General features: G+C 70.2%; 24 protein-coding genes and 2 pseudogenes. 8 read left to right on the forward strand and 18 right to left on the reverse strand.

What is annotated here, in order from left to right; genetic code table 11:
• The gene (gene mshA, locus OG883_RS30045; protein WP_266547230.1) at positions 1 to 1341 is read right to left on the reverse strand and encodes a D-inositol-3-phosphate glycosyltransferase; all 1341 of its coding nucleotides are present in this window, start codon (positions 1339 to 1341) and stop codon (positions 1 to 3) included.
• Between the two features lie 161 nt (positions 1342 to 1502).
• Between mshA and OG883_RS30050 the strand changes: the two genes are divergently transcribed.
• The 3 genes from OG883_RS30050 to OG883_RS30060 all read left to right on the forward strand — a co-directional run bounded on the left by OG883_RS30050 (position 1503) and on the right by OG883_RS30060 (position 5187).
• Complete coding sequence (locus tag OG883_RS30050) at positions 1503 to 2285, forward strand: trans-aconitate 2-methyltransferase (RefSeq protein WP_266547233.1); 783 nt, start codon at positions 1503 to 1505, stop codon at positions 2283 to 2285.
• Positions 2286 to 2524: 239 nt separating this feature from the next.
• Positions 2525 to 3607 carry an NlpC/P60 family protein gene (locus tag OG883_RS30055; RefSeq protein ID WP_266547236.1) on the forward strand — a complete coding sequence of 361 codons (1083 nt, stop codon included), beginning with the start codon at positions 2525 to 2527 and terminating at the stop codon, positions 3605 to 3607.
• Positions 3608 to 3864: 257 nt separating this feature from the next.
• A complete protein-coding gene (locus tag OG883_RS30060; RefSeq protein WP_266547239.1) occupies positions 3865 to 5187 on the forward strand; it encodes a PP2C family protein-serine/threonine phosphatase in 1323 nt (440 codons plus the stop codon).
• Positions 5188 to 5259: 72 nt separating this feature from the next.
• On the opposite strand, the gene OG883_RS30065 is transcribed toward OG883_RS30060, so the two are convergent.
• From OG883_RS30065 to OG883_RS30090, 6 genes and pseudogenes are all read right to left on the reverse strand, one after another.
• Positions 5260 to 5595, reverse strand: coding sequence for a DUF2516 family protein (locus OG883_RS30065; protein ID WP_266547242.1), 336 nt, complete (start codon positions 5593 to 5595; stop codon positions 5260 to 5262).
• Between the two features lie 111 nt (positions 5596 to 5706).
• Positions 5707 to 6297 carry a hypothetical protein gene (locus tag OG883_RS30070; RefSeq protein WP_266547247.1) on the reverse strand — a complete coding sequence of 197 codons (591 nt, stop codon included), beginning with the start codon at positions 6295 to 6297 and terminating at the stop codon, positions 5707 to 5709.
• A 25-nt stretch (positions 6298 to 6322) separates the two neighbouring features.
• Positions 6323 to 6826: a helix-turn-helix domain-containing protein gene (locus OG883_RS30075; RefSeq protein ID WP_266547250.1), complete on the reverse strand. Its 504-nt coding sequence runs from the start codon at positions 6824 to 6826 to the stop codon at positions 6323 to 6325.
• A 910-nt stretch (positions 6827 to 7736) separates the two neighbouring features.
• A pseudogene (locus OG883_RS30080) lies at positions 7737 to 7936 on the reverse strand (MFS transporter); the annotation flags it as partial.
• 93 nt (positions 7937 to 8029) lie between these two features.
• On the reverse strand, positions 8030 to 8572 hold the full coding sequence (locus OG883_RS30085) for a DapH/DapD/GlmU-related protein (RefSeq protein ID WP_266547253.1): 543 nt from the start codon (positions 8570 to 8572) through the stop codon (positions 8030 to 8032).
• An 82-nt stretch (positions 8573 to 8654) separates the two neighbouring features.
• Positions 8655 to 9641, reverse strand: coding sequence for a LysR family transcriptional regulator (locus OG883_RS30090; RefSeq protein ID WP_266547256.1), 987 nt, complete (start codon positions 9639 to 9641; stop codon positions 8655 to 8657).
• Positions 9642 to 9861: 220 nt separating this feature from the next.
• Between OG883_RS30090 and OG883_RS30095 the strand changes: the two are divergent.
• Positions 9862 to 10461, forward strand: a pseudogene (locus OG883_RS30095) (GNAT family N-acetyltransferase); the annotation flags it as partial.
• Between the two features lie 127 nt (positions 10462 to 10588).
• Here the strand turns inward: OG883_RS30095 and rox are convergent.
• Together rox and OG883_RS30105 are read right to left on the reverse strand one after the other, a co-directional pair.
• A complete protein-coding gene (gene rox, locus OG883_RS30100) occupies positions 10589 to 12028 on the reverse strand; it encodes a rifampin monooxygenase (RefSeq protein WP_266547259.1) in 1440 nt (479 codons plus the stop codon).
• Positions 12029 to 12839: 811 nt separating this feature from the next.
• Positions 12840 to 13190, reverse strand: coding sequence for a helix-turn-helix domain-containing protein (locus OG883_RS30105; RefSeq protein WP_266547262.1), 351 nt, complete (start codon positions 13188 to 13190; stop codon positions 12840 to 12842).
• A gap of 48 nt (positions 13191 to 13238) precedes the next feature.
• Between OG883_RS30105 and OG883_RS30110 the strand changes: the two genes are divergently transcribed.
• A complete protein-coding gene (locus OG883_RS30110; protein ID WP_266547264.1) occupies positions 13239 to 14126 on the forward strand; it encodes an NAD(P)-dependent oxidoreductase in 888 nt (295 codons plus the stop codon).
• 101 nt (positions 14127 to 14227) lie between these two features.
• On the opposite strand, the gene OG883_RS30115 is transcribed toward OG883_RS30110, so the two are convergent.
• From OG883_RS30115 to OG883_RS30125, 3 genes are all read right to left on the reverse strand, one after another.
• Positions 14228 to 15202 carry an SDR family NAD(P)-dependent oxidoreductase gene (locus tag OG883_RS30115; RefSeq protein WP_266547267.1) on the reverse strand — a complete coding sequence of 325 codons (975 nt, stop codon included), beginning with the start codon at positions 15200 to 15202 and terminating at the stop codon, positions 14228 to 14230.
• Between the two features lie 62 nt (positions 15203 to 15264).
• Positions 15265 to 17397: an AAA family ATPase gene (locus OG883_RS30120; protein WP_266547269.1), complete on the reverse strand. Its 2133-nt coding sequence runs from the start codon at positions 17395 to 17397 to the stop codon at positions 15265 to 15267.
• A 43-nt stretch (positions 17398 to 17440) separates the two neighbouring features.
• Positions 17441 to 18061 (reverse strand): TetR family transcriptional regulator, encoded by a 621-nt coding sequence (locus OG883_RS30125; RefSeq protein ID WP_266547272.1) that lies wholly within the window; start codon positions 18059 to 18061, stop codon positions 17441 to 17443.
• A gap of 159 nt (positions 18062 to 18220) precedes the next feature.
• On the opposite strand from OG883_RS30125, the gene OG883_RS30130 reads away from it, so the two are divergent.
• Positions 18221 to 19192 carry a zinc-binding dehydrogenase gene (locus OG883_RS30130; RefSeq protein ID WP_266547275.1) on the forward strand — a complete coding sequence of 324 codons (972 nt, stop codon included), beginning with the start codon at positions 18221 to 18223 and terminating at the stop codon, positions 19190 to 19192.
• 76 nt (positions 19193 to 19268) lie between these two features.
• Here OG883_RS30130 and OG883_RS30135 read toward each other — a convergent pair whose 3' ends face one another.
• The 3 genes from OG883_RS30135 to OG883_RS30145 form a co-directional block, all read right to left on the reverse strand.
• On the reverse strand, positions 19269 to 20492 hold the full coding sequence (locus OG883_RS30135; protein ID WP_266547277.1) for a phosphotransferase: 1224 nt from the start codon (positions 20490 to 20492) through the stop codon (positions 19269 to 19271).
• A gap of 158 nt (positions 20493 to 20650) precedes the next feature.
• Entirely contained in the window at positions 20651 to 21352 is a 702-nt protein-coding gene (locus OG883_RS30140; protein WP_266547280.1) for an HAD family hydrolase, read from the reverse strand.
• Between the two features lie 2 nt (positions 21353 to 21354).
• Positions 21355 to 22248 carry a winged helix-turn-helix domain-containing protein gene (locus OG883_RS30145; protein WP_266547283.1) on the reverse strand — a complete coding sequence of 298 codons (894 nt, stop codon included), beginning with the start codon at positions 22246 to 22248 and terminating at the stop codon, positions 21355 to 21357.
• 279 nt (positions 22249 to 22527) lie between these two features.
• Here OG883_RS30145 and OG883_RS30150 point away from each other — a divergent pair, with 279 nt between their 5' ends.
• Positions 22528 to 22716, forward strand: coding sequence for a hypothetical protein (locus OG883_RS30150; RefSeq protein WP_266547285.1), 189 nt, complete (start codon positions 22528 to 22530; stop codon positions 22714 to 22716).
• Between the two features lie 135 nt (positions 22717 to 22851).
• Here OG883_RS30150 and OG883_RS30155 read toward each other — a convergent pair whose 3' ends face one another.
• From OG883_RS30155 to OG883_RS30165, 3 genes are all read right to left on the reverse strand, one after another.
• The gene (locus OG883_RS30155) at positions 22852 to 24096 is read right to left on the reverse strand and encodes a GNAT family N-acetyltransferase (protein WP_266547288.1); all 1245 of its coding nucleotides are present in this window, start codon (positions 24094 to 24096) and stop codon (positions 22852 to 22854) included.
• 230 nt (positions 24097 to 24326) lie between these two features.
• A complete protein-coding gene (locus OG883_RS30160; RefSeq protein ID WP_266547291.1) occupies positions 24327 to 25292 on the reverse strand; it encodes an asparaginase in 966 nt (321 codons plus the stop codon).
• Between the two features lie 57 nt (positions 25293 to 25349).
• A complete protein-coding gene (locus OG883_RS30165) occupies positions 25350 to 25949 on the reverse strand; it encodes a hypothetical protein (RefSeq protein WP_266547294.1) in 600 nt (199 codons plus the stop codon).
• Between the two features lie 116 nt (positions 25950 to 26065).
• Here OG883_RS30165 and dtd point away from each other — a divergent pair, with 116 nt between their 5' ends.
• The gene (gene dtd / locus OG883_RS30170; RefSeq protein WP_266547296.1) at positions 26066 to 26491 is read left to right on the forward strand and encodes a D-aminoacyl-tRNA deacylase; all 426 of its coding nucleotides are present in this window, start codon (positions 26066 to 26068) and stop codon (positions 26489 to 26491) included.
• Positions 26492 to 26575: the final 84 nt, after the last annotated feature.

Consider the following 26575-nt stretch of genomic DNA (forward strand, 5'->3'; position numbering starts at 1 on the left):
TCAGCCGTGGTGCGCGTGTCCGCGGCGGCGGTGTTCGTACATCGCCGCCGTGTAGACGTCCGCCGTGGCCGACGCCGCCGTGTCCCAGCCGAAGGACTGGGCGTGCCGGGCCGCCGCCGCGCCCATCCGGTCGGACAGGGACGGGTCGCGTACGAACTGGTGCAGCGCATCCGCGTAGTCCTGCGGGTTGTGGCCAGGGATCAGGAAGCCGCTCAGCTCGTCGCGCACCGCGACCGGGAGCCCTCCGACGGCTGCCGCCACCACCGGGGTGCCGGCCGCCTGGGCCTCGATCGCCACCAGGCCGAAGGATTCGCTGTACGAGGGCATGACGAGCGTGGACGCGGCCCGGAACCAGTCCGCGAGCAGGTCCTGGTCCACCGGCGGCTGGAAGTGGACGACGTCCGCGATACCGAGGCGCGCGGCCAGTTTCTGCAGGCCTTCCGGCTTGGCGAGGCCGCTGCCGCTCGGGCCGCCGACAACCGGGACGAAGACCCGGGAGCGCAGCGAAGGTTCACGTTCCAGCAGCAGGGCGACCGCGCGGAGCAGGATGTCCGGGGCCTTCAACGGCTGGATGCGGCCCGCGAAGAGAGGCACGAAGGCCTCCTGGGGCAGACCGAGGCGGGCCCGGGCGGCGGCCCGGCCGTCCGCGGGCCGGAAGCGTTCCAGGTTCACGCCCGGGTGGACGACGGCGACCTTCGCCGATTCGGCGTCGTAGAAGCGGACGAGCTCGTCGGCCTCCTCCGCAGTGTTGGCGATCAGCCGGTCCGCGGCGCGCACGATCTGGGTCTCGCCGATGACGCGGGAGGCCGGCTCGGGGGTGTCCCCTTCGGCGAGGGCGGCGTTCTTGACCTTGGCCATGGTGTGCATGGCATGGACGAGCGGCACGCCCCACCGCTCGGCAGCGAGCCAGCCGACATGGCCGGAGAGCCAGTAGTGGGAGTGGACGAGGTCGTAGTAGCCGGGGCGGTGACCTGCCCAGGCCTGCATCACGCCGTGCGTGAAGGCACACAGCTGGCCGGGGAGCTCCTCCTTGGCGAGGCCCTCGTACGGCCCGGCGTCGACGTGCCGCACCAGCACGCCGGGCGCCAGCTCCACGGCCGGCGGCAGGCCGCCCGCGGTCGCCCGCGTGAAGATCTCGACCTCGATGTTGAGGGCGGCGAGGCGCTTGGCGAGCTCGACGATGTAGACGTTCATGCCGCCCGCGTCGCCCGTACCCGGCTGGTGCAGCGGGGAGGTGTGGACGCTGAGCATGGCGATCCTGCGGGGCTTGCGGTGGCCACCGGGAAACCGGATGCGCGGCGCCACGAGGCTGCCGCCGAGGCGGGAGACGTACTGGCTCACGTCGGCGTTCCTCCTCGCTTCGGGCACAACAAGTTGCGGGGCGTAAGCGGCCCTGCACAGGCTCACAACAGTGGACCCTGCCCTTCCATTTCCGGCCCACTTCCGCTTTGCCAAATCATTGCCGTTCGGAGGTCGTGTCGCGACCGCATACGCTCCCTTTTATGACCCGCCCCGTCGGCACCGCGACCCGCGGGACGACCAACCCCAACCGCCTGCGCCGCATGGACCGCTGGATCGCCGCCACGCACGGCCCGGCTCTGCGCCGCTCCGGCAGTCCCCTCGCCGTGGACCTCGGCTACGGGGCCGCCCCCTGGACCGCACTGGAGCTGCTGGTCCGGCTGCGCACCGCCGAGCCTCGCTGCGAGGTCGTCGGCATCGAGATCGACCCCGCCCGGGTCGCGGCCGCGAAGCCGTACGAGCGCGAGGGGCTCACCTTCCGGCACGGCGGCTTCGAGATCCCCCTCCGGACACGCCCGGCGCTCATCCGGGCGGCCAATGTGCTGCGCCAGTACGACGAGGGCGAGGTCGCCGCCGTCTGGGCGCGGCTCTGCGCCCGCCTGGCCCCCGGCGGGCTGCTCGTCGAGGGCACCTGCGACGAGATCGGGCGGAGGCACGTGTGGGTCGCGCTCGGACCGGAGGGTCCGCGCACGGTCACCTTCGCGACCCGGCTCGGTTCCCTGGGGCGCCCCTCCGACCTTGCCGAACGCCTCCCGAAGGCACTGATCCACCGCAATGTGCCGGGCGAGCCGGTGCACGCCTTCCTGCGCGATTTCGACCGGGCCTGGGCGGCAGCCGCTCCGTACGCCTCCCTGGGCGCACGGCAGCGCTGGATCAGAGCCGTACGGGATCTGGCGGGCGACTGGCCGCTGACGGACGACCCGCGGCGGTGGCGGCAGGGGGAAGTCACGGTGAACTGGGCGGCACTCGCACCCAATTCCGGATGAAGAGGAGCGAACAAGGGAACGCGGGCGGGACCTTGTTCGTCCCAGACGGGTGAGAGTGATCGACCGGACGGGGGAAGGCCGGGGCGAGAGCGGGACGGGCGGGGCAACAGGGATCTGCCGGGATCCGCCGACTGGCCCTGTCGCTTTTGCGGACACCGTGGCACCATCTCGGCGTCGGCAATAAGTTACTGACGGTAAATCACTTTCACGTGTCCTGGCGTTCGTCCGGAGGGGGAGTCGTGAACCGACGCCGCTGTGCCACTGCTGCGATCACTGTGGTCTGCGCACTGACCGTGCTGGCGTCGACCGGCCAGGCCTTCGCGGCCCCGGAGCCACCACCGACGGCGGGAACTGGCGCCACGGCGCCCGGTACGCCGGGCGCGCCGAAGAAGTCGCTCGAAGAGGTGCGCAAGGAGATCGACGCCCTCTACCGCAAGGCCGCCTCCGCGACCGACGCGTACAACCTCGCCGAGGAGCGGGCCGAGAAGCAGTCGGCCGAAATCGTCAGACTGGCTCAGGAGATCGTCAAGGGCGAGGCCCGGATCGACGACCTCAAGAACCGCGCGGGCGCCGCGGCCCGCGCCCAGTACCGCGGCGGCGGACTGCCGCCCGAGGCCGAACTGGTGCTCACCGACGACCCGCAGCTCTTCCTGGACGGCGCCGGCCGGATCCAGCAGGGCCACAAGGCGACCAAGGACCTCCTCGGAGAACTGACCAGGGCCCAGGCCGACTTGGCGGCGTACAGCAAGGACGCCGGCTCCCAGTGGAAGAAGCTCGAGGCGAGCCGGGTCAAGCGGGAGAAGGCCAAGAAGGAGATCAACGACCGGATCGCCGCGGCCAAGAAGCTGGAGGACCGGCTGGAGAAGGCGGAGCGCGCCCGCCTGATCAAGCTGGAGCAGCAGGCCGAGTACAAGGCGCAGACGTCCTGGCTGAGTTCGGGCGTACTGAAGGACATCAGTGCCGACGCGAGCGAGCCGGGCAAGAAGGCGATCGAGTTCGCGACGGCGCAGATCGGCAAGCCGTACGTGTGGGGAGCGGAGGGCCCGGGATCGTACGACTGCTCGGGGCTGACATCGAAGGCCTGGGCAGCGGCCGGGCGGACCATCCCGCGCACCTCGCAGGAGCAGTGGCGGCTGCTGCCCCGGATCGACGTCAAGGACATGCGCCCCGGCGACTTGATCATCTATCACGCCGACGCGAGCCATGTCGGGATGTACATCGGCGACGGCGCGATCGTGCACGCACCGCGCCCTGGGCGGAATGTGACGATTGCGGGGGCGGGCTCGATGGCGATTCTCGGTGTCGTACGCCCCGACAAGTGACCCACGTCGCACGGCGGATGTGAAGAAGTGACCCACGCCGCACGGGCAGGTGTGAAGGAATGTGACCACGGGGTGACGATGGCGTGATGTTCGTCATGGGCCCCTGAGCAAGTACCTCCCCATGCGCGGCATATGACAGTGGCTCTTCGCGTCACAGCATTCCGTTCGGACGTCGTGTACCGCTATGGTCCCGGTCTGGTGGGGCGTCGATCGTCGCTCCACCGCGCCCTCGGGGGGAGGGAAGGAAACCCAGACCGATGCCCGTACCCGTACCGCGACAGAGGGGCGTCCCCGCCGCGGAGACCACCAGTGGGAGCACCCGCCCCGGCGTGGGCTCCGGTGGCATGGCCGGCGCCAGATCCGGCGGGAGCACCGGCGGGAGCACCAGCGGCGGCGACCTCACGCTCCTGGTGATCGAGGACGACCCGGCGGGCACGTTCACCGTGCCCGAGCTGCTGGACGCGGCCGGAACCCGGGTCCGTATCCGCAGTGCCCGCAATCTGACCGAGGCGGAGCGGCTGCTCACGGACGATGTCCACTGCATCCTCGTGGACCTCGCGCTGTCCGGCCCGTCCGGCACGTCCGGGCAGGACGACGACGAGCTGGGCGTGCTGCGGCACGTCCTGCGCCTCGCGCCCCGCCATGCCGTCCTCGCACTGACCTCCGAGGCGGACAGCGAGCGGGCGGCAGCGGCGGTACGGGTCGGGGCCCAGGACTATCTGCTGCGCGACGAACTGGACGGACGGCTGCTCAGCCGCGCTGTCCGGTACGCCGTCGAGCGCAAGCGCGCCGACACGGCCCAGGTGAAGCTGGCCGAGTCCCGGCTGCGCGCCCAGGAGAACGCCCGCCTGGAGCGTGGTCTGCTGCCCACTCCCCTACTGGACGGTTCGGATCTGCGGTTCGCCGCGCGTTACCGGCCGGGCCGCTCACGGGCGCTGCTGGGCGGGGACTTCTACGACACGGTCCGTACCCCCGACGGCACGGTCCACGCGATGATCGGCGACGTCTGCGGGCACGGCCCGGACGAGGCGGCGCTCGGCGTCGAGCTGCGGATTGCCTGGCGGGCGCTGACGTTCGCGGGCCTGTGCGGGGACGAGCTGCTCTCCACGCTGCAGCAGGTCCTGGAGCACGAGCGGGAGAGCGAGGAGATCTTCGCGACGCTCTGCACGGTGGACATCGCGCCGGACGGGCGGCGGGCCGGCCTCTGCCTGGCGGGTCACCCGACGCCGCTGATCGCCCGGCACGGGCGCGCGGCGCAGCTGCTTCCGTACGACGACGGCGGCCCGGCGCTCGGCCTGCTGCCGCGCGCCCGCTGGCCGCGCCGCCAGGTGGAGCTGGGCTCCGCGTGGAGCCTGATGATGTACACCGACGGGCTGATCGAGGGCCGGCAGGGGCCGGACACCAGACAGCGTCTGGGCCAGGACGGCATGGTCGAGATGATCAACCGGCAGCTGGCGGCGGGGCTGGACGGCGAGGCGCTGCTGGAGGCGGCGGTCGCGGAGGTACGCGATCTGAACGGCGGGGACCTGACCGACGATGTGGCGGTGCTGCTGCTCAGCAGAGCAGGGGCCCGCGGCTAGCGCGTGCCCCTGCGTGTTCTTGCTGCGTGCCGGCGGTGTGCCGGCGGTGTGCTTGTTTGCCCGGTCCCCTGGTCAGCGTCCGCCGTTGTACGGACCGTAGGGCCCGTCGCTGCTGGAGCCGCCGCGGCGGCCACCGCCGCCGGAGACCTTCTTGAGGGCGGGACGTACGTCCACGAAGAAAACGATGGTCGCGATCAGCCCGGCGAGCGACAGGAACAGCACCTCGACGAACAGGTTCAGCGCGACCGTCACAGCCAGGATCATCAGCCAGAAGGACTTGGTCTTCTTGTCAGCGGCGCGGTAGGCGTCCTCGCGCGCCATGGCCGCCAGGATCAGCGCGGTCACGGACGAGACGACGAAGACGACGTCGAGGACCAGCCAGAGTGTGAGGTCGAATCCCTCGCGCATGCTGAACACCGCCTAATGAGTGGTTTGTAGCGCCTCGCGGCCAAGGTACCGGGATAACGGGCCGGGCACCTCACCTGGTGCCCGGCCCGTTCTCCTCGATGCGTGACCTGCCTACTTGGCGGACTGCGAGGTGGGCTTCTTCGCCGTCGCCTTGCGGGCGGGGGCCTTGCGGGGGCCCGGAGCGGACTTCTTGGCCTCGGCCTTCGGCTCCTCCGCCGCCCCGTTCCCGGCCGGCTTGGCCTGCTGGGCGTCCGGCTCGACGGCGACGGCGATCTCGGCGATCTCCTCGGCCGCCTCGCCGCGCCACGACCGCACGGCCTGCTCGCCCTGCTCGGCGACCTTCTCGTACGTCTCACGGGCCTTGACCGCGTACTCGGCGGCCACGCCCACGCCACGCAGCGCGATGTCCTGGGCGGTCTCGCCGAACTTCTTCAGATCGGTGTCGAAGGTCCCGAGCACCTCGGTGACCTTGGCCTGCACGGTGGCCTGGGCCTCCTTGGCCTGGGTGGTCACCTTCTCCTGCACGGCCTTGGGGTCGGTGTTGCGCACGGCCTCGATACGGCTCGGGGCCTCGGCCTTGAGCTGCTCGATCAGCGCGGGCACCTTCTTCGCCTGCTGTACGGCGAGGTCGGCGGTACCGGCGGCGAAGTAGAGGGGGGTGGGGTCGGTGAGGGTCTTACGCAGGTCATCGGTGATGGCCATGACTGTGGTCCTCCCGGATCGCAGGTCAGTTTGAGGGTTGTCCGGCATTACTGCCGTCGGCCGTGCGGGGGCCGTCAGCGGTGGCGTCCGTAGTATCCGCTATGTCCGCGGTGTCCGAGACCTCGGTCACGGCCTCGGCCACGGCATCGGATCCGGCCTCGTGCTCGAGTCCGTTCCCGTCCTCGAGCCCGTTCTCCTTGCGGAAGGATTCGTAGATCTGCAGCAGAACTTGCTTCTGCCGCTCGTTGATCGAGGGGTCGGCGAGGATGACGGCACGCGTCTCCAGCTCGTCCCGTTCCCGCTCATCGAGAATCCCGGCGCGGACGTACAGCGTCTCGGCGGAGATCCGCAGGGCCTTGGCGACCTGCTGCAGCACCTCCGCGCTCGGCTTGCGCAGCCCGCGCTCGATCTGGCTCAGATACGGATTGGACACCCCGGCGGCTTCGGCGAGCTGCCGGAGCGAGAGCTGCGCAGTGCGCCGCTGCTCGCGCAGGTACTCACCGAGATTGCCGACGTTGAGTGATGCCATACCCGGATACTGCCGCATCGTCGCTAACTATTGCAAGCAGACGCTTGCAATAGTGTTCCATCCAACATGCCGAGGCAATGTGACTCGTCACGCCAACTGTCCGTTCTCAGCAGATGTGGCGAGTCCCAGTGGTTCTGGCAGACGACCTGGCGGAGTCCCGGCGAAGCCGGCCTGTACGGTCCACCGCATGGTTGACGAGTTCGATGTGGCTCAAGCTCTGCGCGGCGGGGTACCCGACAGGGCGCGAGCCTGGGCCTTCGTTCGGGACTTTGCCGCAACGTGGGCGGAGCCGCTCGCCGACGACACCGGTGCGCGAATGGAGGAGCTGGAGCGAGCCGAAGAGACGCTGGGGCTCGCACTGCCGACCGCGTTGCGTGAGGCCTACTTGCTTCTCGGCACGCGCCGCGATCTCACCGGCAACCAGGACCCTCTGCTTCGGCCCTCCGAATTGTTCGTGCATGACGAGTTCGGCGGAGTGCTCGTCTTCCGCAGCGAGAACCAGGGGTGCGCATTCTGGGGAGTCCGACTGCGGGATCTCGACCAGGACGATCCGCCGGTGTTCGTCCAGTCGCGGGACGGCTGGGTTCTCTTCCTGGAGCGAGTTTCCCTGGCCTGGGTCGAGCTCGTCCTCAGCGAGACGCTACTCGGCCGCGAAGAACGGCTCTACAACGCCTGTGAACTACCCGCCGGACTGATCCGAGAGCTGCCGAGCCAGTTCTCGCGGGTGGAGTTTCCCGAGTACCCGATGTGGACCCGGAAGGAAGAGTCACCCGTGTGCTGGTTCTCCGCACCGGGGAAGCTCCTGCGGCTCGACGGCCTGAGTGACCACAGCTGGCTGCACGTCCGGGGAAGGACGCCGGCCGACCTGGAGTCGCTCTGCGCCACCCTCCCCGGACACTGGGTAGCAGCATCCAGCCGCTGTTACCAGGAGGCTGGTGCGCGTCCCCCACACTTCCGCGAGAAAGCCGCCGAGCAGCAAGCCGAGCGAGGTCAGCCCATGCCGACAAAATTGATCGTCGCGGCCGCGCAGCCTTGCATCCCGTCCGGAGCGACGGTCTGCCGGACGGCCATGACCGTGACATTCACCAGCTGTCTGAAGGTCCCGAAGACAGCGCCCCGTGCCCGCATCACCGGCCGCCTTCGCTTCCGATGTGGTTGATGACTGCCCGTAGTCCGTGGCTCGGTGTGGCCCCGGAGAGGTCGTCACCACCTTCGGTGCACGGTTGCCTTACTGCCGGTCACCAGGCTTGCCGGCGGAACGTCATCGGTCACGACCGCGCCGGCGGCGACCACGGCGTCACGGCCAATGCTGACGCCAGGAAGGATCGTGGCACCGGCGCCGATCCACACGTTCTCCGCCACATCGATGGGCGCGCCGCTCAGCCACCCCCGTCGCTCCTCAGGATCGACCGGGTGACCGACGGTGATGAACGTGGCCTTTGGTCCGACCATCACGCGCTCGCCGAGCCGGATGCCGGCGTAGTCCAGGAACGTGCAGTTCTGGTTGATGAACACGCGTTCCGCGAGGTCCAGGTGAAGGCCGTGGTCCGTATAGAAGGGCGGATAGATCGTGACTCTCGTCGACAGCGGCCTGCCGAGGATCTGTTCGAACAGTTCCGCCCTGCCCGCTTCGTGCTCGAAGGGCAGGACGTTCAGGCGGGAGGTGAGCTCGGTGACCCGCAGGACCCTCTCGGCCATGGCCTGGAACTCGGCGCTACGGATGCGCATGAGACGGTCGCTGGACATGCCACGATCCCTTTCTGGTGTACCGGTGACTGGGTAGGACTCACCAGGCGCTGGTGGACGCTGCTGTCAGCAGCCGGTCGAGTCACCTTTGTCGGGGTTGGGACCTGTGAGCATTTGCGATGTCGCTGTCGCCGCGCCGTGGCGTCGTTGCCCAGGACGGGAGCCAGACCGTCTCAGGGAGCCTTGGCAGGCTTCCGAGGTGGGTGATGATTCCACGGAGTCCTGGATGCGGATTCGTTCTGGGGAGGATGAGAGAGAGTGGGTATGCGAGGGTCGGATTCACGATAGGGATGCGGCGTAGGTCGTAGTTCGTCGGCCAGATGTACCGGTCGCGTGCCCCGACGAGGGTGGCCACGTCCGCGGAATCCGCGAGGGTGTCCAGGAGCACTTCGTCTCCAAAGTGCGGGCCTGCCGCGTCGATGCGTAGGTCGAATTCGGTGACGAGCTGATCGTAGAACTCTGCCCATTCGCTTCGGGGCGTGATACCCGGCACCCATATCCGGTGCTTACGCAACTGCGGTGGCGTCAGTCTTCGCGCGGAGGCGAGCGGATGTCTCGGGCCGACGAGAAGTTCCAGCGGAGAGTCGAACGCGTGAATCATTTGCACGTCGGGCGGCAGTGTGTCCGGGGCAGTGACGGTACGGAACGAGGCGTCGATATCGCCTGCTTCGACGGCGGCGACCGCCACGCGTGGGTCGTTGACCCGGAGGGTCACCACGTCGAGGTTGGTTTCGGGATGCGACCGCCAATAGTCGTGCAGAACAACGGCCTGTGCGCTTCGCAGGCCGAGAACGTCGATCCGAAGGGCCCGGGAGCCCGGCCTGACCGCGGTGATGGCGCGCTCGACACCCGCGACGATGCTCCGCGCGTGGGGGAGAAGTGCCTGGCCATCGAGCGTCAGCTCAACTCCTCGGGCGGTCCGTGTGAACAGACGGACTTCCAGCTCGCGCTCCAGGGCGGCGATCCGCTTGGAGACTGCCTGCTGCGTCACACCCAGCTCATTGGCCGCATGTTGCAACTGTCCGAGCTCGGCCGCCCGGACGAACGATCGCAATGCCTCGGTGTCCACCGGTTCACCTTAGGTGTGCACAACTGATCGTTGTGGCTCGCCGAGGATCGGTTGTCCGATCACGCTCCAGCGTGGCTGCCCTCTCGCTCCTGGAACCTGCCGGCCTTGCCGTTGCCGCGATCGTCGCGGTCAACACTCGGGCCGCGGGTCGCCTGGTTCGAACCGTGCATCGTCTTTCAGCGCCGCCCTCGCCGGCAGCTGCCATCAGCGCGCGGCCCACGACACAGCCACTGCTTTCGCCGGGGCCTGGCAGCGGCACACAGGCGCAACGCCGACACTCCGCGACCGCCTCCGCCTGTACCGCCTCGGCACGCTCACCCCACCGCAGCCTGTCCCAGCGGGCCGGGGTCGACTCATGGGCGGGCAAGACCGTGAGCAACTCATGGTCTGGCTCCGCGAGTTCGCCACTGACGTCGGGGAAATCGTCTCCATAGACGCCGACACCTGGGCCGACACACGCTTCGCCGACAAACACTTCACCTTCTGGGAGACCCCGGACGGCACTCCTGTCTCCATGGCAGGCGCGACCTCGATGGTCGGCGGCCAGATCCGGGTGGACCCCGTCTACACCCCGGCCCACCTACGCGGTCGCGGCTACGCGGGCGCCGTAACGGTCGAGGTGAGCCGGGCCGCGCTCGCCGCAGGTGCCACGGAGGTCGTGCTGTACGCGAACCCGGCCAACCCCACCAGCAACGCCCTCTACCAACGAATCGGTTGCCTCCCGCTCACCGACTGGGCCGTGTACGACTTCGCGGATGCCGAACCCGAAGTCAGTCAGGAACGCGACAGGCACAGCCAAGGCTGCGAGCCGCCTCGGTAGCTCGTCCCCCACCATGCCCACAGTTGTCTGAGACAGGACAACGACAGGTGTCGTATGTGCAGAACACCTGTCGTGTCCCGTCTCACGCGATCACAACGGCCCACCCCTTCGGGCCACTACCGCGCGCTCAGCCGACGGCAGCGCCGAACCACTTGGGCAGCCGGCTGAGCAGATCCTGCTGATCTTCACCGACCCACGCCACATGGCCGTCCGGCCGCAGCAGCACCGCGGGCACGTCCAGTTCCTCGCTGACGTCGACGACGTGGTCGACCCGATCTGCCCAGCCCGCCACCGACAGCCGGCCGGTCTGGTCGAGCAGCAGGCCGCGGCCGCCGTGCATCAGCGTGTAGAGGCGCCCCCGCTTCAGCCCCACGTCCCGCATCCGTCGGCCGAGCAGCTCGTGGCCCTCGCCGAAGTCGTAGCGGACCCCGACCGCGGTGATCATCTCGGTCACGTACCGGTTCACCTCCGCGAAGTCCATCAGCTTCGAGAACAGCTCCCGCAGCGCGGTCGCACCCGGATCGGTCCCCAGCAGGGCGATCTGCGCGCGGGTGTTGTCCAGCACGCGGGCGCCCACCGGGTGCCGTTCGGCGTGGTAGCTGTCCAGCAGCCCCTCAGGTGCCCAGCCGTTGACCGCGGCGGCCAGCTTCCAGCCGAGGTTGAACGCGTCCTGCACGCCGAGGTTGAGCCCCTGCCCGCCGGTCGGCGGGTGGATGTGCGCCGCGTCGCCGGCCAGCAGCACCCGGCCGACCCGGTAACGCTCGGCCTGCCGGGTGGCGTCGCCGAACCGGGACAGCCAGCGCGGCGAGTGCACGCCGAAGTCGGTGCCGGCGAACGCCCGCAACTGCTGCTTGAAATCCTCGAGGGTCGGCTCGGTCGCGCGGTCCTCGGCCACCCCGTCGGCGGGCACGACAACGCGGCACACCCCGTCCTCGGCGGGGCTGACGCCGAACCGCAGTTGGGTCTTGCGGACTTCCTCGACGACGGCGGCAATCGTCGCCGGATCCTCGGTCACCTCCATCTCACCCAGCAGCGTCTCGACCTTGGCGGGCTCGCCGGGGAAACCGACGCCGAGCAGCTTGCGCACCGCACTGCGGCCGCCGTCGCACCCGACGAGGTAGCGCGAGCGCAGCTGCGTCCCGTCCGCCAGCTCGACGGTCACTCCGGCCCCGGCCCCGTCTTCGTACTGGCTCAGCCCGACCACTTCGCAGCCGCGCCGGATCTCGGCACCGACTTCGAGGGCACGCTCGTTGAGCAGCCGCTCGGTGACCGGCTGCGGGCTGGCGACGCCGTACGGGTGAGCCGTGTCCAACCGGTCCGGCCACGGCTTGAGGATGCCGCCGAAGAGACCGCCGACCTGGAACTTCTCACTGACCGCGAGGAACCGGTCCAGCAGGCCGCGCTGGTCCATCATCTCGACGCTGCGCGTGTGCAGGCCCTGCCCGCGGGACTGCTCGGTCTGCTCGGTCAACCTCTCCAGCACGACCACGTGCACACCGTGCAGCCGCAACTCGCCGGCCAGCATCAAGCCGGTCGGTCCGCCGCCGACCACGATCACGTCAATCATGAAAACCCCCATTTAACGATATTGAATTCCGGCCGGCCGCGCGCAGTCCGGCGGCGCGCAGACCGCACCTCCGCGCCGAGTGCCCGCAACCGCACCGCGAGTCCCACCGTCGGTTCGGCGTCCCCGCGCGACCCCTACGTCGACAACCACACACGCACTTCGCGAATCTGTTGTTTCCGCAGGTCCTGGCCTTGGCCGACGATTCTGCGGTACGACCCGGGTCTTGCCGCAAGCCCCCTGGTGCGCTATACGTTGAGAGTGGCAAGGAGTGGGTAGCCTCCTTGCCCTCGTCGCGGGCGACCACGGCCAGGCTTTCAGCCAGAGTGACCAAGCCCGTCGGCGGCTGGAGTGCCCCGGTAACCACGTGGTTGAGGCCGGGGAGCAGCGCTCCCGAGGATCTGCTCGAACACGAGCGAACCGCCATGCGCATCGAAGCAGCGGCAGAATCATCCCAGCGCGGCCGACCGGTCGGCGCTGATCCGAGCAGCCACTGAGAAGTCCGCCCCGCAGTCCGGGCAGGTCGCATCGCCGAAGGCGTAGGTCGACACGTTGGCGACCTCTTGTCGGCCGTCGACGAGCGCCACGTCGTGGAGACGTCGAACGATGCCGGTCAGGCCGGAGGGGCCGGCGGGGCCGGCGGGTGTGGGTCGAGCTCAGCGGGTCGAGCTCAGCAACCTGGTGAACTCCCTCGCCACCCGCAGTAGCCACCTTTTTGTGGGTACTTGGCGGCGGTCAGCGACGGACCGATCCTGGTGAAGGCCGGTCGGACGGCCACCGGATCGGGGTGAGACATGGGTGGCTGTGCGATGCGTCAGGAGGCTGACTGGGCGTCGGTGAGCTTCTCCAGGCGGCGGTGGCCCCAGTCGGAGAGGGGAGCCAAGGCCTCGGAGAGTTCTCGACCGAACTCGGTCAAGGAGTACATGGTCTTCAGCGGAAGCACGTCGTGCACCTCCCGGTGCACCAATCCGTCGGTCTCCATCTCGCGGAGCGCCTGAGTCAGCACCTTCTCGCTGAGGCCCGGCAGCCGCCGACGCAGCTCGCCCGGGCGGTGCGGACCGGATTCCAGCAGCCAGAGCAGAATCGTCTTCCACTTTCCGTCGATCACAGCGATCGCGGCGGTTACCCCACAGACATTCGGGTCCTGGGCACGACTGCGTGTCACATCCACCCCATTCCTTGCATGTTGCCGATATTTCTTTGGAGTTGAGCCATGTCCTTACACGCCGAACAGTCTGCCGTCACCGTCCTCGGTTTGGGCCCGATGGGCCGATCCCTGGCGGGCGCGTTCCTGGATGCCGGCCTGCGAACCACGGTCTGGAACCGGACGCCCGACCGGGACCGGGAGCTGGTCGAGCGGGGCGCGGTCAGCGTCCAGTCGGCCGAGGAAGCGGTTGCCGCAAGCAGGCTGACCGTGGTCTGCGTGCTGAACTACGACGCGGTGGATGGCATTCTGCGGCGCGATGCGGTCACCGACGCGCTCAAGGGGCGCACGGTGGTCAACCTGACCGCAGACACGCCGGACCGAGCCCGGGATACCGCAGCGTGGGCGGCTGAGCACGGCGTTCGCTACCTGGACGGTGCGATCATGACGCCGATCACGACCATCGGCACTCCGGCCGCAGTGTTTATCCACAGCGGCCCGGAAGGTCTCTACCACGAGCACCAGCCCGTCCTGGCGGCGCTGGGAGGCACCCACACCCACCTCGGCGAGGAGATCGGCCGGGCGGCGGCATACGACATCGCGCTGCTCGACATCTTCTGGACCGCCATGACGGGCTATGCCCACGCGTTGGCGGTGGCGCGAGCGGAAGGGGTCACCGCGCGACAGCTGACACCGTTCGCCAAGGGTATCGGCGCCATACTCCCGCCGATCTTCGAAGGGCTCGCGGAGGAAGTGGACAACGGAACGTTCTCCGGCGAGGGCAACCCTCTCACCTCAGCGGCGTCGTCCATGGCCCATATCGTCCACACCGCCGAGGCCCACGGCATCGACGCGGGCGTGATGCGCGCGGCGGAAGGTCTGGCCCGCCGAGCCATCGGACAGGGCCACGGCGCTGACGGGTTCATCCGGATCACCGAGCTGCTGGGTCGTCGCTGAGGAAAACCCCGCGGGTCTACTCGGATTGACTGAGACAGCCGAGCAGCCGCTGTCTCAGTCGATCCGAACACCACAGGTCACAGCATCACGCTGGTTCACCTTCACTGAGACGGGTCAGTTGCCGCGAACGCGTCGACACCTGTGAGCTCGGCCGAGAGCTGCCACAGCCGCGCCGCCTGCCCGGGGTCCGTCGCGTAGGCGCGTACGCCCCCGGAGAGCTCACCCTCGCCCGCGGGCTCCGCGATGTCGCAGTCCTCGCAGTAGACGCCGCCCATGCCCGCCAGCTGCGGGGACGTCGCCGCCCACACCTGCGTCGCCGCTCCCTGGCCCGGGGTCTTGAACCCGGCGTTCGTCGGGTTGCCGTCCTCGTCGATCCAGCCGGCGGCGAGCATCTCCTCCCTGGGGACGTGGCGCGCCAGCCGGGTGGCAATGGCGCCGGGGTGCACCGAGAACGCTCGCACACCGGCGTCCCGGCCGAGCGCGTCGAGCTGTACGGCGAACAGTGCGTTGGCGGTCTTCGCCTGCCCGTATGCCTGCCATTTGTCGTAGCCGTGCTCGAACTGCACGTCGTCCCAGTGGATGCCCGAGAACTGGTGGCCGCTGGAGGACACCGTGACGACGCGCGCCCCGTCCCGCGCGATCGCCGGCCAGAGCCGGTTGACGAGCGCGTAGTGGCCGAGGTGGTTGGTCGCGAACTGCGCCTCCCAGCCCGGTCCGACTCGTGTCTCCGGCGAGGCCATGATCCCGGCGTTGTTGATCAGCAAGTCGATGCTGCGGCCGGAGGCGATGAAGCGTTCGGCGAAACCGCGGACACTTTCGAGGTCGGAGAGATCCAGTTCGTCGACCTCCACGCTGTCGATGCCGGCGACCGCCTCCTGGGCGGCCGCGCGGCGACGGGCGGGCACCACGACATGGGCGCCGGCGCCGGCGAGCGCTCGCGTCGTCTCCAGTCCGATGCCCGAGTAGCCGCCGGTGACGATCGCGAGCTTTCCGGTGAGGTCGATCCCGCGCAGGACCTCCTCCGTGGTGCTCCGGGCTCCGAAGCCTGACCCGATCATGCGCTGAGGAGTTGCCATGCTTCCACGCTACGAGTCGGAACGCGCTCGGCATCGAACACGTGGCCAAGCCCTCGCCGGGTTCACTCCGGCGAGCCGAGCTCCGGTGGCAGCGGGCGGCTGTGCAGTACGTCCAGCCGGGAGACCGCGCGGGTGAGGACGACGTACAGCCGGTGCAGTCCGCGCGCCTCCGCCCCGGCGATCGCCGCCGGTTCGGCGACGACGACATGGTCGTACTCCAGGCCCTTGGCGATGCTCGCCGGCAGGACCGTGACCCGCGCCTCGGCCGTGAGGTCGTCCGCCGTGGCGGTTGCGATGCCCGCCGCGGCGAGAGCCGCGCGGAGCCGGGCCGTGTCCGGCTCGTCCGCGATCACTCCGATCGAGCCCTCGTGGGTCAGCGCCGCCCGTACCGCGCCGACCGTCGCCGCGGCGAGATCGCCGACCTCACGAACCGTCAGCTCACCGTCCCTGCGCAGTGACCGGGCGGGCGGTACGTCGACGTCCAGCGCGGCGACCAGCCGGTTGGCGAGGGCGACGATCGCGGCCGGGACACGGAACCCGGCGGTCAGCGGGACCACGGCGGCCTGCTCCTTGCCGAGGTGGGCCAGTTGCTCGGGCCAGTTGCGGGCGGCCCACGGCGTCGTGCCCTGGGCGAGGTCGCCGAGCACCGTCAGCGAGCCGAAGCCGGCCCGGCGGGCGATCGCGCGGCACTGCATCGGGGAGAGGTCCTGCGCCTCGTCGACGACGATATGGCCGTAGCCGTCGGGGCGTTCGATCAGGCCCGCGAGCTCGTCGAGGAGGACGAGATCGGCCGCCGACCACCCCGCGGACCTGTACGACCGCGGGGGCCTCGTCCAGCGGATCGCCTCCTGCTCCGCCGGCGCGAGGAGGGGGTCGGCGGGGTCGGTGAGCAGCGCGGCGAGCACCTCCTCCGGCTGCGTCCTGGGCCAGACGGTGTCGACGAAGGCGGAGACCGCGCGGGCCCGGCCGGCCTTCTGCACCCAGGAGTTGCTCACCGGACCGGCCCGCCGTTCCGCCTGGAGCTGGAGGGCGCGCACGGCACGCGTGCGGACGCGTTCACGGCCGACGGCGTACGGCGGCGCCTCGGCGCGCACTTCGGCGACGATCCGCTCGAGCTCGTCGAGCGGGATGCGCCAGCGGTACGACCCGTCGGGGACGACGACCGGTTCGGCGGGCGGCGACACCCTGGCGTACAGCGCGCGGTGCAGAACGGCTGCCATACGGGCGTCGTGCTTGACGGCCGCGGCCTCCTCGCTGTCCCGCGTACGCACCGGATGGCGTGCGATCTCGTCGTCGACCGTCGACTGCCTGATGTCGATCTCACCGAGGGAGGGCAGCACCGCGGAGATGTACGAGAGGAAGGTGCGGTTGGGGCCGAGGATCAGCAGTCCGCGGCGCTGGATGCGCTGGGGGTAGGTGTAGAGGAGGTACGCGGCGCGGTGCAGACCGACGGCGGTCTTCCCCGTACCGGGGGCGCCCTGGACACAGACGGATTCGGCGAGTGGAGACCGTACGAGGTCGTCCTGCTCGGGCTGGATGGTGGCGGCGATGTCGCGCATGGGGCCGACGCGGGGCCGCTCGATCTCGCCGGCCAGGATCCGGCTCCCGGTCGGCGCCGGGGCCGAGACGAACGCCGACGCCGGGTCGGATGCCGGGTCCGACGCCGATACGGACACCGGGTCCGACGCCGACGTCGGCTGCGGGTTGGGCTCACCGGCGGCCAGGTGCTCGTCCTCGAGGCTGGTCAGGTCGCCGGAGTCGCCCTTGCTCCAGGGCGCCCAGCCGAAGCGGCGGCGTACGGCCACGCCCTGCGGGTCGCGGGCGCTCGCCCGGTAGAAGGCGCGCGAGACGGGGGCGCGCCAGTCGACGACGAGGGGCGGGGCTGTGCCGTGTCGGGACTGTTCGGTGATGCGGCGCCGGCCGATGTGGTAGCTCTGCCCGGCGTGGTCGCGGGCGCTCGCGTCACGTCCGAAGTCGAGGCGGCCGAAGAAGAGGGGGCTGTCGGGCAGCTCGCGCAGTTCCTTGGCGTAGCTGCGCAGGTAGTGGCCGAGGGCTTCGGCGTCGGCGCCGGATGCGGAGACGTCCGCGCCGGTGACGACGTGATGGGCCGCGCCGTCGACCATGCCGGTCATCGCGGTGCGGCAGGCGTCGTGGTAGTCGCGTTCCTCGCTGAGTGCGTGCTCGAGTGACGTCATTCCATCGAGAATAACGTAACCGAGTTACATTTTTAACCGAGACTCATTCGAGGCCGCCGCGGAGCTGCGCGAAGGCGAGATCGGCGGCGGTGACGGCATCCTGGTGGACGTCGTCGGCGCTCTCGCCCGCCGCGATCCGCCGCCAGTTCTCCTCGGCGAGGATGCGCTGCGCGGCGACGATCTGGCCGGCGGCGAGGCGCGCCCCGAGGCCATCGGGCCGCGCCTCGGCCAGCGATTGCGCGAGCGCCTCCTCCGACCTGCCCTGGTAGGCGTACAGCCGCGCCACCAGGCTCGGCGTCCCGTACAGCAGCCGGTGGTAGGCGAGTACGGCCGCGTGGTCATTGAGCCCGGTCACCGGGTCGCGCCGCTCCAGACCGTCGAGAAAGTGCCGGTGCAGGGCATCCAGCGGGGACACCCCGGCCGGCCGGGCCGCCACCACGCGGGCCGCCTCGTCCTCATGGTCGGCGAACCGGTGCAGGGCCAGATCCTCCTTGGCCGGGAAGTACCGGAAGAGGGTCGGCTTGGACACGTCCGCGGCGGCCGCGACCTCGGCGACCGAGACCCGGTCGAAGCCCTTCTCGAGGAAGAGCGCGATGGCGGCGTCGGAGATCGCCCGGTACGTCAGCAGCTTCTTGCGCTCCCGCAGACCCATGCTCGTGCTCATGCCCCGAGCGTACGCATCGGAGCGACGGCAGGAGCAACGGCATCGGAGCGACGGCATCGGAGCGGTGGCCGCTTGACCTCAACCGGACTTCAGGTTCCAGACTCGTACCACGGGCGCCGGAGAGGCCGGGAACGCCCGGACAGATGGGGTGTGGACGGCATGCGCGTGGCACAGGTGACGGAGTTCGGCGGCCCGGAGGTGCTGGTCACGGTCGAGGTGCCGGATCCCGTGGCGGGTCCCGGCGAGGCCGTGGTCGAGGTCTCGACGGTCGACACGATCTTCGTGGAGACGCAGGTGCGGGCGGGTGCGTTCAGCGACCACTTCCCGATCCAGGCGCCGTACGTAGCGGGCGGCGGCATCGCCGGCACGGTGCGGGCGGTCGGCGAGGGGGTGGACGAGGCGTGGATCGGCCGCCGCGTCGTCACCGCGCTCGGCTTCTCCGGCGGGTACGCCGAACAGGCGGCGGCCCGCGCCGAGAAGCTGGTCCCCGTCCCGGACGGGCTCGCACTGCGCGAGGCCGCGGCCCTGGTCCACGACGGCGTGACCGCCACCGCCCTGCTGGAGGCCACCGGCCTGGGCGCGGACGACCGTGTCCTGATCCTGGGCGCGTCGGGCGGCATGGGCACCCTGCTGGTGCAGCTGGCGAAGGCCGCGGGCGCGCAGGTGGTCGGGGTGGCGCGGGGCGAGCGGAAAACGTCCCTGGTACGGGAGTTGGGCGCGGACGCCGTCGTGGACGCCACGCACGGGGACTGGACCGAGCAGGCCCGCGCCGCGCTGGGCCCGGCCGGCGCGGATGTGGTGCTCGACGGGGTCGGTGGCGAACTGGGCCTGGCTGCCTTCGCCTTGACGGCCGACGGCGGGCGTTTCTCGGCCCACGGCGCGTCGACGGGCGGCTTCGCCCCGGTCGACACGGACGAGGCCGACCGCAGGGGCATCAAGTTGACCGGCATCGCCGACCTGCAGCTGTCGGACGAGGACTACACACGCCTGGCGGCGAAAGCTCTGGAGGCGGCGGCCACGGGGCGGCTGCACCCGGTGATCGGCGGCACGTTCCCGCTGGACCAGGCATCGGAGGCCCACCGCACGATCGAGGCCCGGACGCTGCTGGGCAAGGTCCTGCTGACGATCTGACGGGGGTGCTGTTCAGACGGGGGTGCTGTTCAGGGGGCGTACGGCATAGGGCCTACGGCCCCCGGCCGGCAGCGGCTCATGCCACGCGCCGCGCCGCGTCCGGTTCGCTCTCCCCCGACCCGGTCCCCGCCGACCCGCTCTCGCCCGGGTCCGCGCCCGTCCTTGCGCCCCCTCCCGCCCTCGAGTCCGGCCCCGAGTCCGGCCCCGAGTCCCGCCCCGCCTCCGCGGCGTGCCGCCAGGAGACACACGCCGACGTGATGCGCCCCGCGCTCGGCACCCGCCGCAGCCCGAGCGGCCGGCGCGCCGCGCGCAGCACCGCCTCGATCCCCGACGCGGTCCGCTCGAGCCCGGCACGGTCGGGATGGCGCGCGAAAGCGAGCGCCAGCCGGATCACATCGATGTAGACCGACTGCAGCCGCTCGAAGTCCAGATAGATCCGCAGCGCGTCGCGATGTCCGGCGAGGGCCGCGGGACGGCTGTCGGCGACGGCCGTACACCAGGCCCGCAGCGCCGCCCGCCGCTCGGCTCGCTTCGCGTAACGCATCCGCGACAGATGCGAGGCGATCTCGTAGACAGGATCGCCGAAGAGGGCGAGCTCCCAGTCGATCAGGGAGAGCCTGCCGTCCGCGCCGGCGATGAGATTGCCCCGGTGGACATCGGTGTGAAGAAGGACGAACGGCCGCTCTCCCAGCCCCTCCGCACGCTCCTTCAGCCGCCCGAACGCGTCGTCCGGCACCTTCAGTGCGGCGAACAGCGACTCGTACTCCTTGCCGTGACGCCCCTTCACCTCGCTCACGGTGAAGTCGACCAGAGTATGGAGAAAGCCCGGGCAGTCGCCGTCCACCGGCCAGTCCTCGGGGCAGGGCGGCAGCAGCCGGGACGGGACGGCGGTCGTCTGCCGGAAGAGTTCGCCCAGCGAGTCGATGTACGGAAGCCCCACCGGCCCCTCATGCCCCACGGCTTCCGACAGCGGATCGCCCTCGGCGAAGGAGTGCACGGTGAAGCCGGGGCGGTCCGCCAGGACCCGGGGGCTTCCGTTCACCCGGCCCGCGATGGCGCCGAGCAGTTCCCCCTCGGGCCAGATCCGCAGATTGAACTGCACGGCATCGGTGATCGGGGCCCGGAGCTTCACGGGCGTGCCCGCGGGCAGGGAGACCGACGCCGCGAGCGCATGCGGCAGCTCCACGCAGTAGTTGCGGTGGTAGTAGCCGGTCAGGGGTGCCCCCTCACCGGCTGCTCGGTACAGCGACTCCCAGCTGTCGACGACACGGCCGGAGGCGCTGCGGGCTACATCGGGCATGCGGCTCCTGCGCTCTCGAGGCCGAAGACACAACGGACGGGCACGTCCCGGGCCGCCGCTCACCTTCATACCCAAGAGTAGTGACAGCATCAAACCCCTTGCGGTGAAGGAAAGTTGACGCCACCCTGCTGCCGAACGACCGGACCCGTCTGTCATCCCTACCCGACGGCGGCCACCTGCATGACGCTCAGATCCGCAGCAAAGTGTGCGGCTCCGGCCGCCTTGAGCCGCAGAAGTTTCTTCCGGTCCGGGTGGTACCCGATGAAAGGGACGCCGGCCGCCGCGGCCGCCCGGGCGTCGGCGGGCGAGTCGCCGATCATCACGCTGTCCCCGGCGGCCGTACCGGTGCCGTGGAGCAGCCGCAGCAGACTGTGCGGGTCGGGCTTCATCAGGGCGGGATCGTCGGGCCTGCCGACGATCCGGTCCTGGAAGTACTCCTGGATGCCCTGGCGGTGGAGGTAGGCACGGATCGCCGCCTCGCAGTTGTTGGAGGCGATGGCAAGCAGCTTGCCCTCGCCGCGCAGCTGCGCCATCAGCGGCTCGGCCGCGGCGGTGGGCCTGGCCGTATCGGCGGCCTCGGTCTCCGCCTCCTCGAGGTGCTTGCGCACCGCTCTGACCAGGCCGAGCGGGTCGTCGGGGCAGGCGTCGTACGTCCGCAGCATCACTTCGAGCGGGTCTGTCACGCCCTCGATGCCGATGCTCGGGCCGGCGGCGGCGCCGACGATGTCGCGCAGCGCCACGGCGATGCTCGAGGCCTCGCGGTGCGCGAAGAGATCACAGACAGGACCGTCGAAGTCCCACAGGACAAGGGAGGCGCGGGACAGCAGATCCCGCAACTGGGTGGGGGAGGTGAGCAACACGATCAGTCGCCAAAGTCCGTATCTCGGGCCAGGAGGTCCCAGTAGGAGTCGAAGAACGATTGCGCTGTCTCCACCTTCAGTGCCTGGTCAGGCTTGGAGTACGGAAAGAGCGTGGCGCCGAGACCGAGCGAGTTGAGGGTTGTGCCCTCCTGCTCCTCTCCCTCGACAGGATCCGGATCCGTCTCCTCCAGGGTGTAGTAGCCCTCGAGCAGCAGATCGTTGTTGAGGAGATACATCTTGCTGGTCGGCGTGAGGCGTACGGTCCTGATCTGGACCGAGACCGCAGGCACGAGCCGCTGTCGCTTGAGGGTACGCAATTCGTGGCGCAACGACTTGGAACAGCTGATCAGGGTGTCGCGGTGCCGCAGACGCGGCCGCTCGTCACCAGGGTCGTGCAGGGATACGGGGAAGGCGAGCTTGATGTCGGGGTCGGGCAGCATCAGGCGCAGCGAGATGCTCCGCGGCCGGATCCTGCCGTCGTGGATGCGGGTGATCTGCGCCCCCAGTTGCCGATTCATGGTCTCCGAGGTGAGGGAGAAGACGTCCATGGTGATGTCATCGGCTTCGAAGGCTGCTTGAAGATGGGGCTGGAGCGTCTCCAGGGCGGGCCGCGCGGTGGCCGGTCCGGCCGGCGGGACGGCTCCGGCGGGTCGCCCCCCGGCGGGCAGCACCCGCGCGCCGCTGCCCTGACGTGACTCGATCAGACCTTCGTCCTTGAGCAGGTCCAGGGCCTTGGTCACCGTCGCGCGGGACACCTCGAAGGTTTCCCTCAACTCCCGTTGCGGTGGCAGCAGCTTGCCCGCTCCGTACTCACCGCTGCCGATGCCCTCCCTCAGCCGGGCAGCGACGATCTCGTACTTCCTGCCGTCTTCGCCTGCGGGTTCGCGAGTTGCCACCGCCCCACCGTACAACTCCCCTACCTCTGAGCGTAATTGACCTGTCACGACAGACATGTTCGAGCCACTTCAGGACGACCGGACAATTTCCGGTCAACTATCCGGACCAATAGTCATACAAGTTTGCCGGTACCTGGCGAACGGGAAGACAACAGACAGGTCAACCAGACTAATTTGTCTGCAAGTTGACCGCTTGACCGGCTCTCTCACGGGGCGCCCGAGCGGGTACAACGACGTGCGGGCACAGGCGCTCCCCGCCCATTGAAGGAGGGGACCCCCATGCCCTTGCTCGCACTTGTACTCGCCACCTTCGCCCTCGGCTTCGAGCAGCTCATCGAATGGCAGTTCGGCGCCATGGGCGTGGTGGGGCTTGCCATGCTGACCATCGGCGTCAAGGCGAGGAACACCACCTGCACCAGCATCGGAGCGGTCATCCTCGTCCTGCTGCTGGCACAACCCGGCCAGTGACCCAGTGACCGGAAGGCCTCCGGCCAACAGACGGACGGGCCAACAGACGGACGGGCCAACAGGCGGACGGGCCAACAGGCGGACGGGTCAACAGACGGACGGGTCGGAAAACGTCCGGGTCGGAAAACGTCCGGGTCAGAAGACGTCCGGGCACCACGGGCGCCTGGACGTACGGAACACCGCGTCCGCGACGGCCGCCGCGCCCGGCGCCTCCTCCTCGATACGGCCCAGCGCCGCGAGGCGGACCGCCGACTCGTCGCCCAGGTAGAGAGTCCCCAACTCCCGCACGTCCAGAGTCAGATCGGGCGACTGTGCCGATGGAGCACAGACCGCCCCGTCGGGCGAGGCGTCCAGCCGGAAGCGGCCGCCGGCCAGGCCCGCCGCGTCGTGGAGCTCGAGGACGAGGGTGGCGGACGTCGCGTACGTACGTGCTTCCAGAGCTCGTACGACATCCAGGATGCGGACCCACAGGAAGTCCGCCTGGGTCAGGATCCTGGCGGCGCGGGGGTCCGGGAGGAGGAGGGGGAGCAGATCGTCGGGGGCGCGGTAGCCGGACTTCACCGTGGTGATCCAGTCCACCGAGCAGACGTAGTGCCACAGCGCACGCTCGGCCGCGGGCGTCAGCGCGATCAAGTCGCGCACGGACGCGGTGTTCAGCGGCTGCTTGGCATCGCCCCACTTGTCGTCGGCCCGGTAGGCCATCAGGCCCTCGATCTCTCCGCCCGCCGCGCGGTAGACCGCGTAGAACGGCTCCGTCCAGGGTTGGCTCGGATACTGCGTCTCGCCGGTGTTGACCTGCCACCAGAGCTCGTCACGGCTGACGACGCCGTGCTGCCGGGCGGCGAGGCGCTCGTGCAGCTCGGGTCCGAGCTTGCGTACGTCCGAGCCGTCGACCAGCTCGATCCGGCCGCCGTCGCCCGGGCCCGACCAGCGCGGGTCGAGGCCGGCGCGCGGGACGTCGATGGCCCACTCGGTGGTCTGGGCGGCGGGGCCGAAGCCGTATCGCCCGTAGATGGGGTACTCGGCGGCTATCAGCGTGGACACGACGTCGCCGCGCTCCTTGGCCTCGGCCAGGTCGGCGGTCATCAGCGTACTGAGCAGCCCGCGGCGGCGGTGCGTGGGCGAGACGGTGACATTGGAGACGGCGCTCGCGGTGAGCGCGGCGCCGCCCACCGTGGTGAGCTGCTGCGCGAAGGAACGGAACGTGGCCACGCACCGTCCGCTGTCGAAGGCGCCGCGGACCCGGGGAAGATCAATGTGCGCGAGCCGCTCGGCGGCCTCCTCGTCGGAGACGACCGGCGGCCGCAGAAACCCGGTGGCCAGAGCCCGCAGCCAGTCGGGAAACTCGGACGCGGTGACGGTACGGGTTTCAACGCTCATCCGCCCACGCTATGCGCCCCGCCGACGCCCCCGCACCCGGTTTTCTTCCCACTCCGTCGCGCCCTTTCCCCGGGGGTACGGGGTGCCCCCGGGTGGGGGAAAGAGTCAGGCTCCCGGGGTCGGAATCCCATCGGTCCCAGGTCGGAACCCCGCCGACCCCGGGGTCGGAATCCCGCCGGCCCCAGAGCGGAATCCCGCCGGTCCCGGGCCGGAATGCCGCCCGCCCGGGGTCAGAACGCCGCGCGGATTTCGCCGACCTGGGTGCCGCCACCCAGCAGCGGCGTGTGTCCGATGCGGGTCACCACCGGAGCATCCACGCCCAGCAGCTCGAGCGCGCGCGCCAGGACCGGGCCCAGAGCGCGGGTGGCGCCGTCGTCGACCTTGAAAGCCAGGGCGCGGCCGTCCGCCAGGGCCACCGCCTGGACCGCCTCCGCGCCCATCTTGGAGAGCGTGCCCGGGAGCTCGCGCATCAGCCAGGTGTCGGGGCGGCGCGTGCCCGCGACGTACTCGGGGTGGGCGCGCATCGCGTCCGCGACGCGGCGTTCGGCGGAGTCCGGCTCGGCCAGTACGAAGTGGCGGAAGGCGCGGGCCAGGCCGGTCAGGCTGATCGCCATCAGCGGGGCGCCGCAGCCGTCCGTACCCACCGCGGTGACCCGCTCGCCGGACGCGGACTCGACCACCTCGTGGACCAGTTGCTGGAGGGGGTGGGACGGGGCGAGGTAGGAGGCAAGATCCCAGTCGTTCAGGGCGCAGGCCGCGAGCATCGCCGCGTGCTTGCCGGAGCAGTTCATGGTGACCCGGTCCCGCACATGGCCGGCGGCCAGATACGTCTCCGCCTCCGCCGGGTCCAGCGGCAGGTCCGGCGGAGTCTGCAGATCCCCGGCCTCGAGCGAGTACTCCCCGAGCATCGTGCGTACGAGATCGAGGTGGAAGCCCTCCCCCGAGTGGCTCGCGGCGGCCAGTGCCAGCCGCTCCCCGGAGAGGTCGAGCCCGGCGCGCAGCACCGCCGCCGCCTGCATGGGCTTGTTGCTGGAGCGCGGGAAGACCGGCACGGAGGGGTCTCCGAGCGCCAGCTCCACACTGCCGTCCGCCGCCAGAACGACGAGCGATCCCCGGTGATGGCCCTCGACAAAGCCGGAACGTACGACTTCGGCGAGGACCGGGGGTATGGCGGTGCTGGCGGGGGTGGCGCTCATCGCGGGGCCTTCCGGGGCGTGGGCCCACTCCCGGAAGGATTGGTTCACACCATCGCTTCAGGTGAGCAGGTCGTCTACTTGTGCTTCGCCTTCACGGTACCTGCGGGCGATCTCCGCACTGCAATCGTCGGCCGTCCGCTGCAGCACCTGGCGCCCGCGCGAGACCTGCTGCTCGTAGCGGATCAGCCGCCCCATGGCCGTATGCAGCTCCTCGTCCGTACGGGCATCGAGGTCGGAGAGCTCGACCTCGGCCAGCATGTCGGCGGCCAGCCGCCGGTACTCCTCGCTGTGCGGCGTGGAGAGCGTCACATGGCGGGCCGACGAGCGGTGCTGCGAGGGGGCGTCGGCCAGGATCTCCGAGAGCCGGTCGACGACCGGCGTCTCCGGGGCCGTACGCCGGGCCAGCTCGGCCCGCAGGATGTCGACCCGGCCCTGCACCAGCCGCCGTACATAGCTCAGGTCCGCCTCGTCGCGCTGCGAGTCGCGGCGCAGCGTGCGCAGCTCCGGCAGGCGGAGCGCGGCGAGGTCGTGCTGCGAGTCCTGGGACGGGACTCCGGTGGACCGTTGCGGGGGCGGCCACACGGGTCGGGCAGTAGTGACCGGAGATGCGGGCGTGGTTACGGGACCGGGCGGACGCCCGGCTCCAGATGTACTCATATGCGTTTGTCCGTCCCCTCGACCGGTGCGGCGCACCGCCTCCGTGCATCGTGCCACTCCGGAAGGTCCCGACGCAGTTGCTCTGCACCCGTTCAGCCGCAGATAGGTTGGCCTGTATGCGTGCAGTGGTGCAGAGAGTCGACGGCGCGAGCGTCGTCGTGGCCGGCGAAACGGTCGGCGAAATTGTCGGCGAAGGACTGTGTGTGCTGGTGGGAGTCACCCACGAGGACACCGGGGAGAAGGCGGCGCAGCTGGCGCGCAAGCTCTGGTCGGTCCGGATTCTGAACGGTGAGAAGTCCTGCTCGGACGTGAATGCACCCTTGTTGGTGATTTCACAGTTCACTCTCTACGGGGACGCCCGCAAGGGACGCCGGCCCACCTGGAACGCCGCGGCGCCGGGCGACGTGGCCGAGCCGCTCGTCGACGAGGTGGTGGCGCAACTGCGGGCGCTGGGAGCGCAGGTGGAAACGGGCAGGTTCGGGGCGGACATGCGCGTCTCGCTCACCAACCACGGCCCGTTCACGGTGATCGTGGAGGTCTAGGGGGTGTCGTGCCAGGGGCACGCGAGCCCGGCAAGATCCAAACGACACCCCCTGGCTCCGGGGGCCCCGCTGCCCAGACCCAGG

Source organism: Streptomyces sp. NBC_01142 (assembly GCF_026341125.1).
Taxonomy (GTDB): domain Bacteria; phylum Actinomycetota; class Actinomycetes; order Streptomycetales; family Streptomycetaceae; genus Streptomyces.

Bases quoted from the DNA above. Each gene is read 5' to 3' on its own strand.
- OG883_RS30050 (WP_266547233.1), top strand. From the start codon at position 1,503: ATGACCCGCCCCGTCGGCACCGCGACCCGCGGGACGACCAACCCCAAC.
- OG883_RS30060 (WP_266547239.1), top strand. From the start codon at position 3,865: ATGCCCGTACCCGTACCGCGACAGAGGGGCGTCCCCGCCGCGGAGACC.
- OG883_RS30065 (WP_266547242.1), bottom strand. From the start codon at position 5,595: ATGCGCGAGGGATTCGACCTCACACTCTGGCTGGTCCTCGACGTCGTC.
- OG883_RS30070 (WP_266547247.1), bottom strand. From the start codon at position 6,297: ATGGCCATCACCGATGACCTGCGTAAGACCCTCACCGACCCCACCCCC.
- OG883_RS30075 (WP_266547250.1), bottom strand. From the start codon at position 6,826: ATGGCATCACTCAACGTCGGCAATCTCGGTGAGTACCTGCGCGAGCAG.
- OG883_RS30085 (WP_266547253.1), bottom strand. From the start codon at position 8,572: ATGTCCAGCGACCGTCTCATGCGCATCCGTAGCGCCGAGTTCCAGGCC.
- rox (WP_266547259.1), bottom strand. From the start codon at position 12,028: ATGATTGACGTGATCGTGGTCGGCGGCGGACCGACCGGCTTGATGCTG.
- OG883_RS30110 (WP_266547264.1), top strand. From the start codon at position 13,239: ATGTCCTTACACGCCGAACAGTCTGCCGTCACCGTCCTCGGTTTGGGC.
- OG883_RS30115 (WP_266547267.1), bottom strand. From the start codon at position 15,202: ATGGCAACTCCTCAGCGCATGATCGGGTCAGGCTTCGGAGCCCGGAGC.
- OG883_RS30120 (WP_266547269.1), bottom strand. From the start codon at position 17,397: ATGACGTCACTCGAGCACGCACTCAGCGAGGAACGCGACTACCACGAC.
- OG883_RS30125 (WP_266547272.1), bottom strand. From the start codon at position 18,061: ATGAGCACGAGCATGGGTCTGCGGGAGCGCAAGAAGCTGCTGACGTAC.
- OG883_RS30130 (WP_266547275.1), top strand. From the start codon at position 18,221: ATGCGCGTGGCACAGGTGACGGAGTTCGGCGGCCCGGAGGTGCTGGTC.
- OG883_RS30135 (WP_266547277.1), bottom strand. From the start codon at position 20,492: ATGCCCGATGTAGCCCGCAGCGCCTCCGGCCGTGTCGTCGACAGCTGG.
- OG883_RS30150 (WP_266547285.1), top strand. From the start codon at position 22,528: ATGCCCTTGCTCGCACTTGTACTCGCCACCTTCGCCCTCGGCTTCGAG.
- OG883_RS30155 (WP_266547288.1), bottom strand. From the start codon at position 24,096: ATGAGCGTTGAAACCCGTACCGTCACCGCGTCCGAGTTTCCCGACTGG.
- OG883_RS30160 (WP_266547291.1), bottom strand. From the start codon at position 25,292: ATGAGCGCCACCCCCGCCAGCACCGCCATACCCCCGGTCCTCGCCGAA.
- OG883_RS30165 (WP_266547294.1), bottom strand. From the start codon at position 25,949: ATGAGTACATCTGGAGCCGGGCGTCCGCCCGGTCCCGTAACCACGCCC.
- dtd (WP_266547296.1), top strand. From the start codon at position 26,066: ATGCGTGCAGTGGTGCAGAGAGTCGACGGCGCGAGCGTCGTCGTGGCC.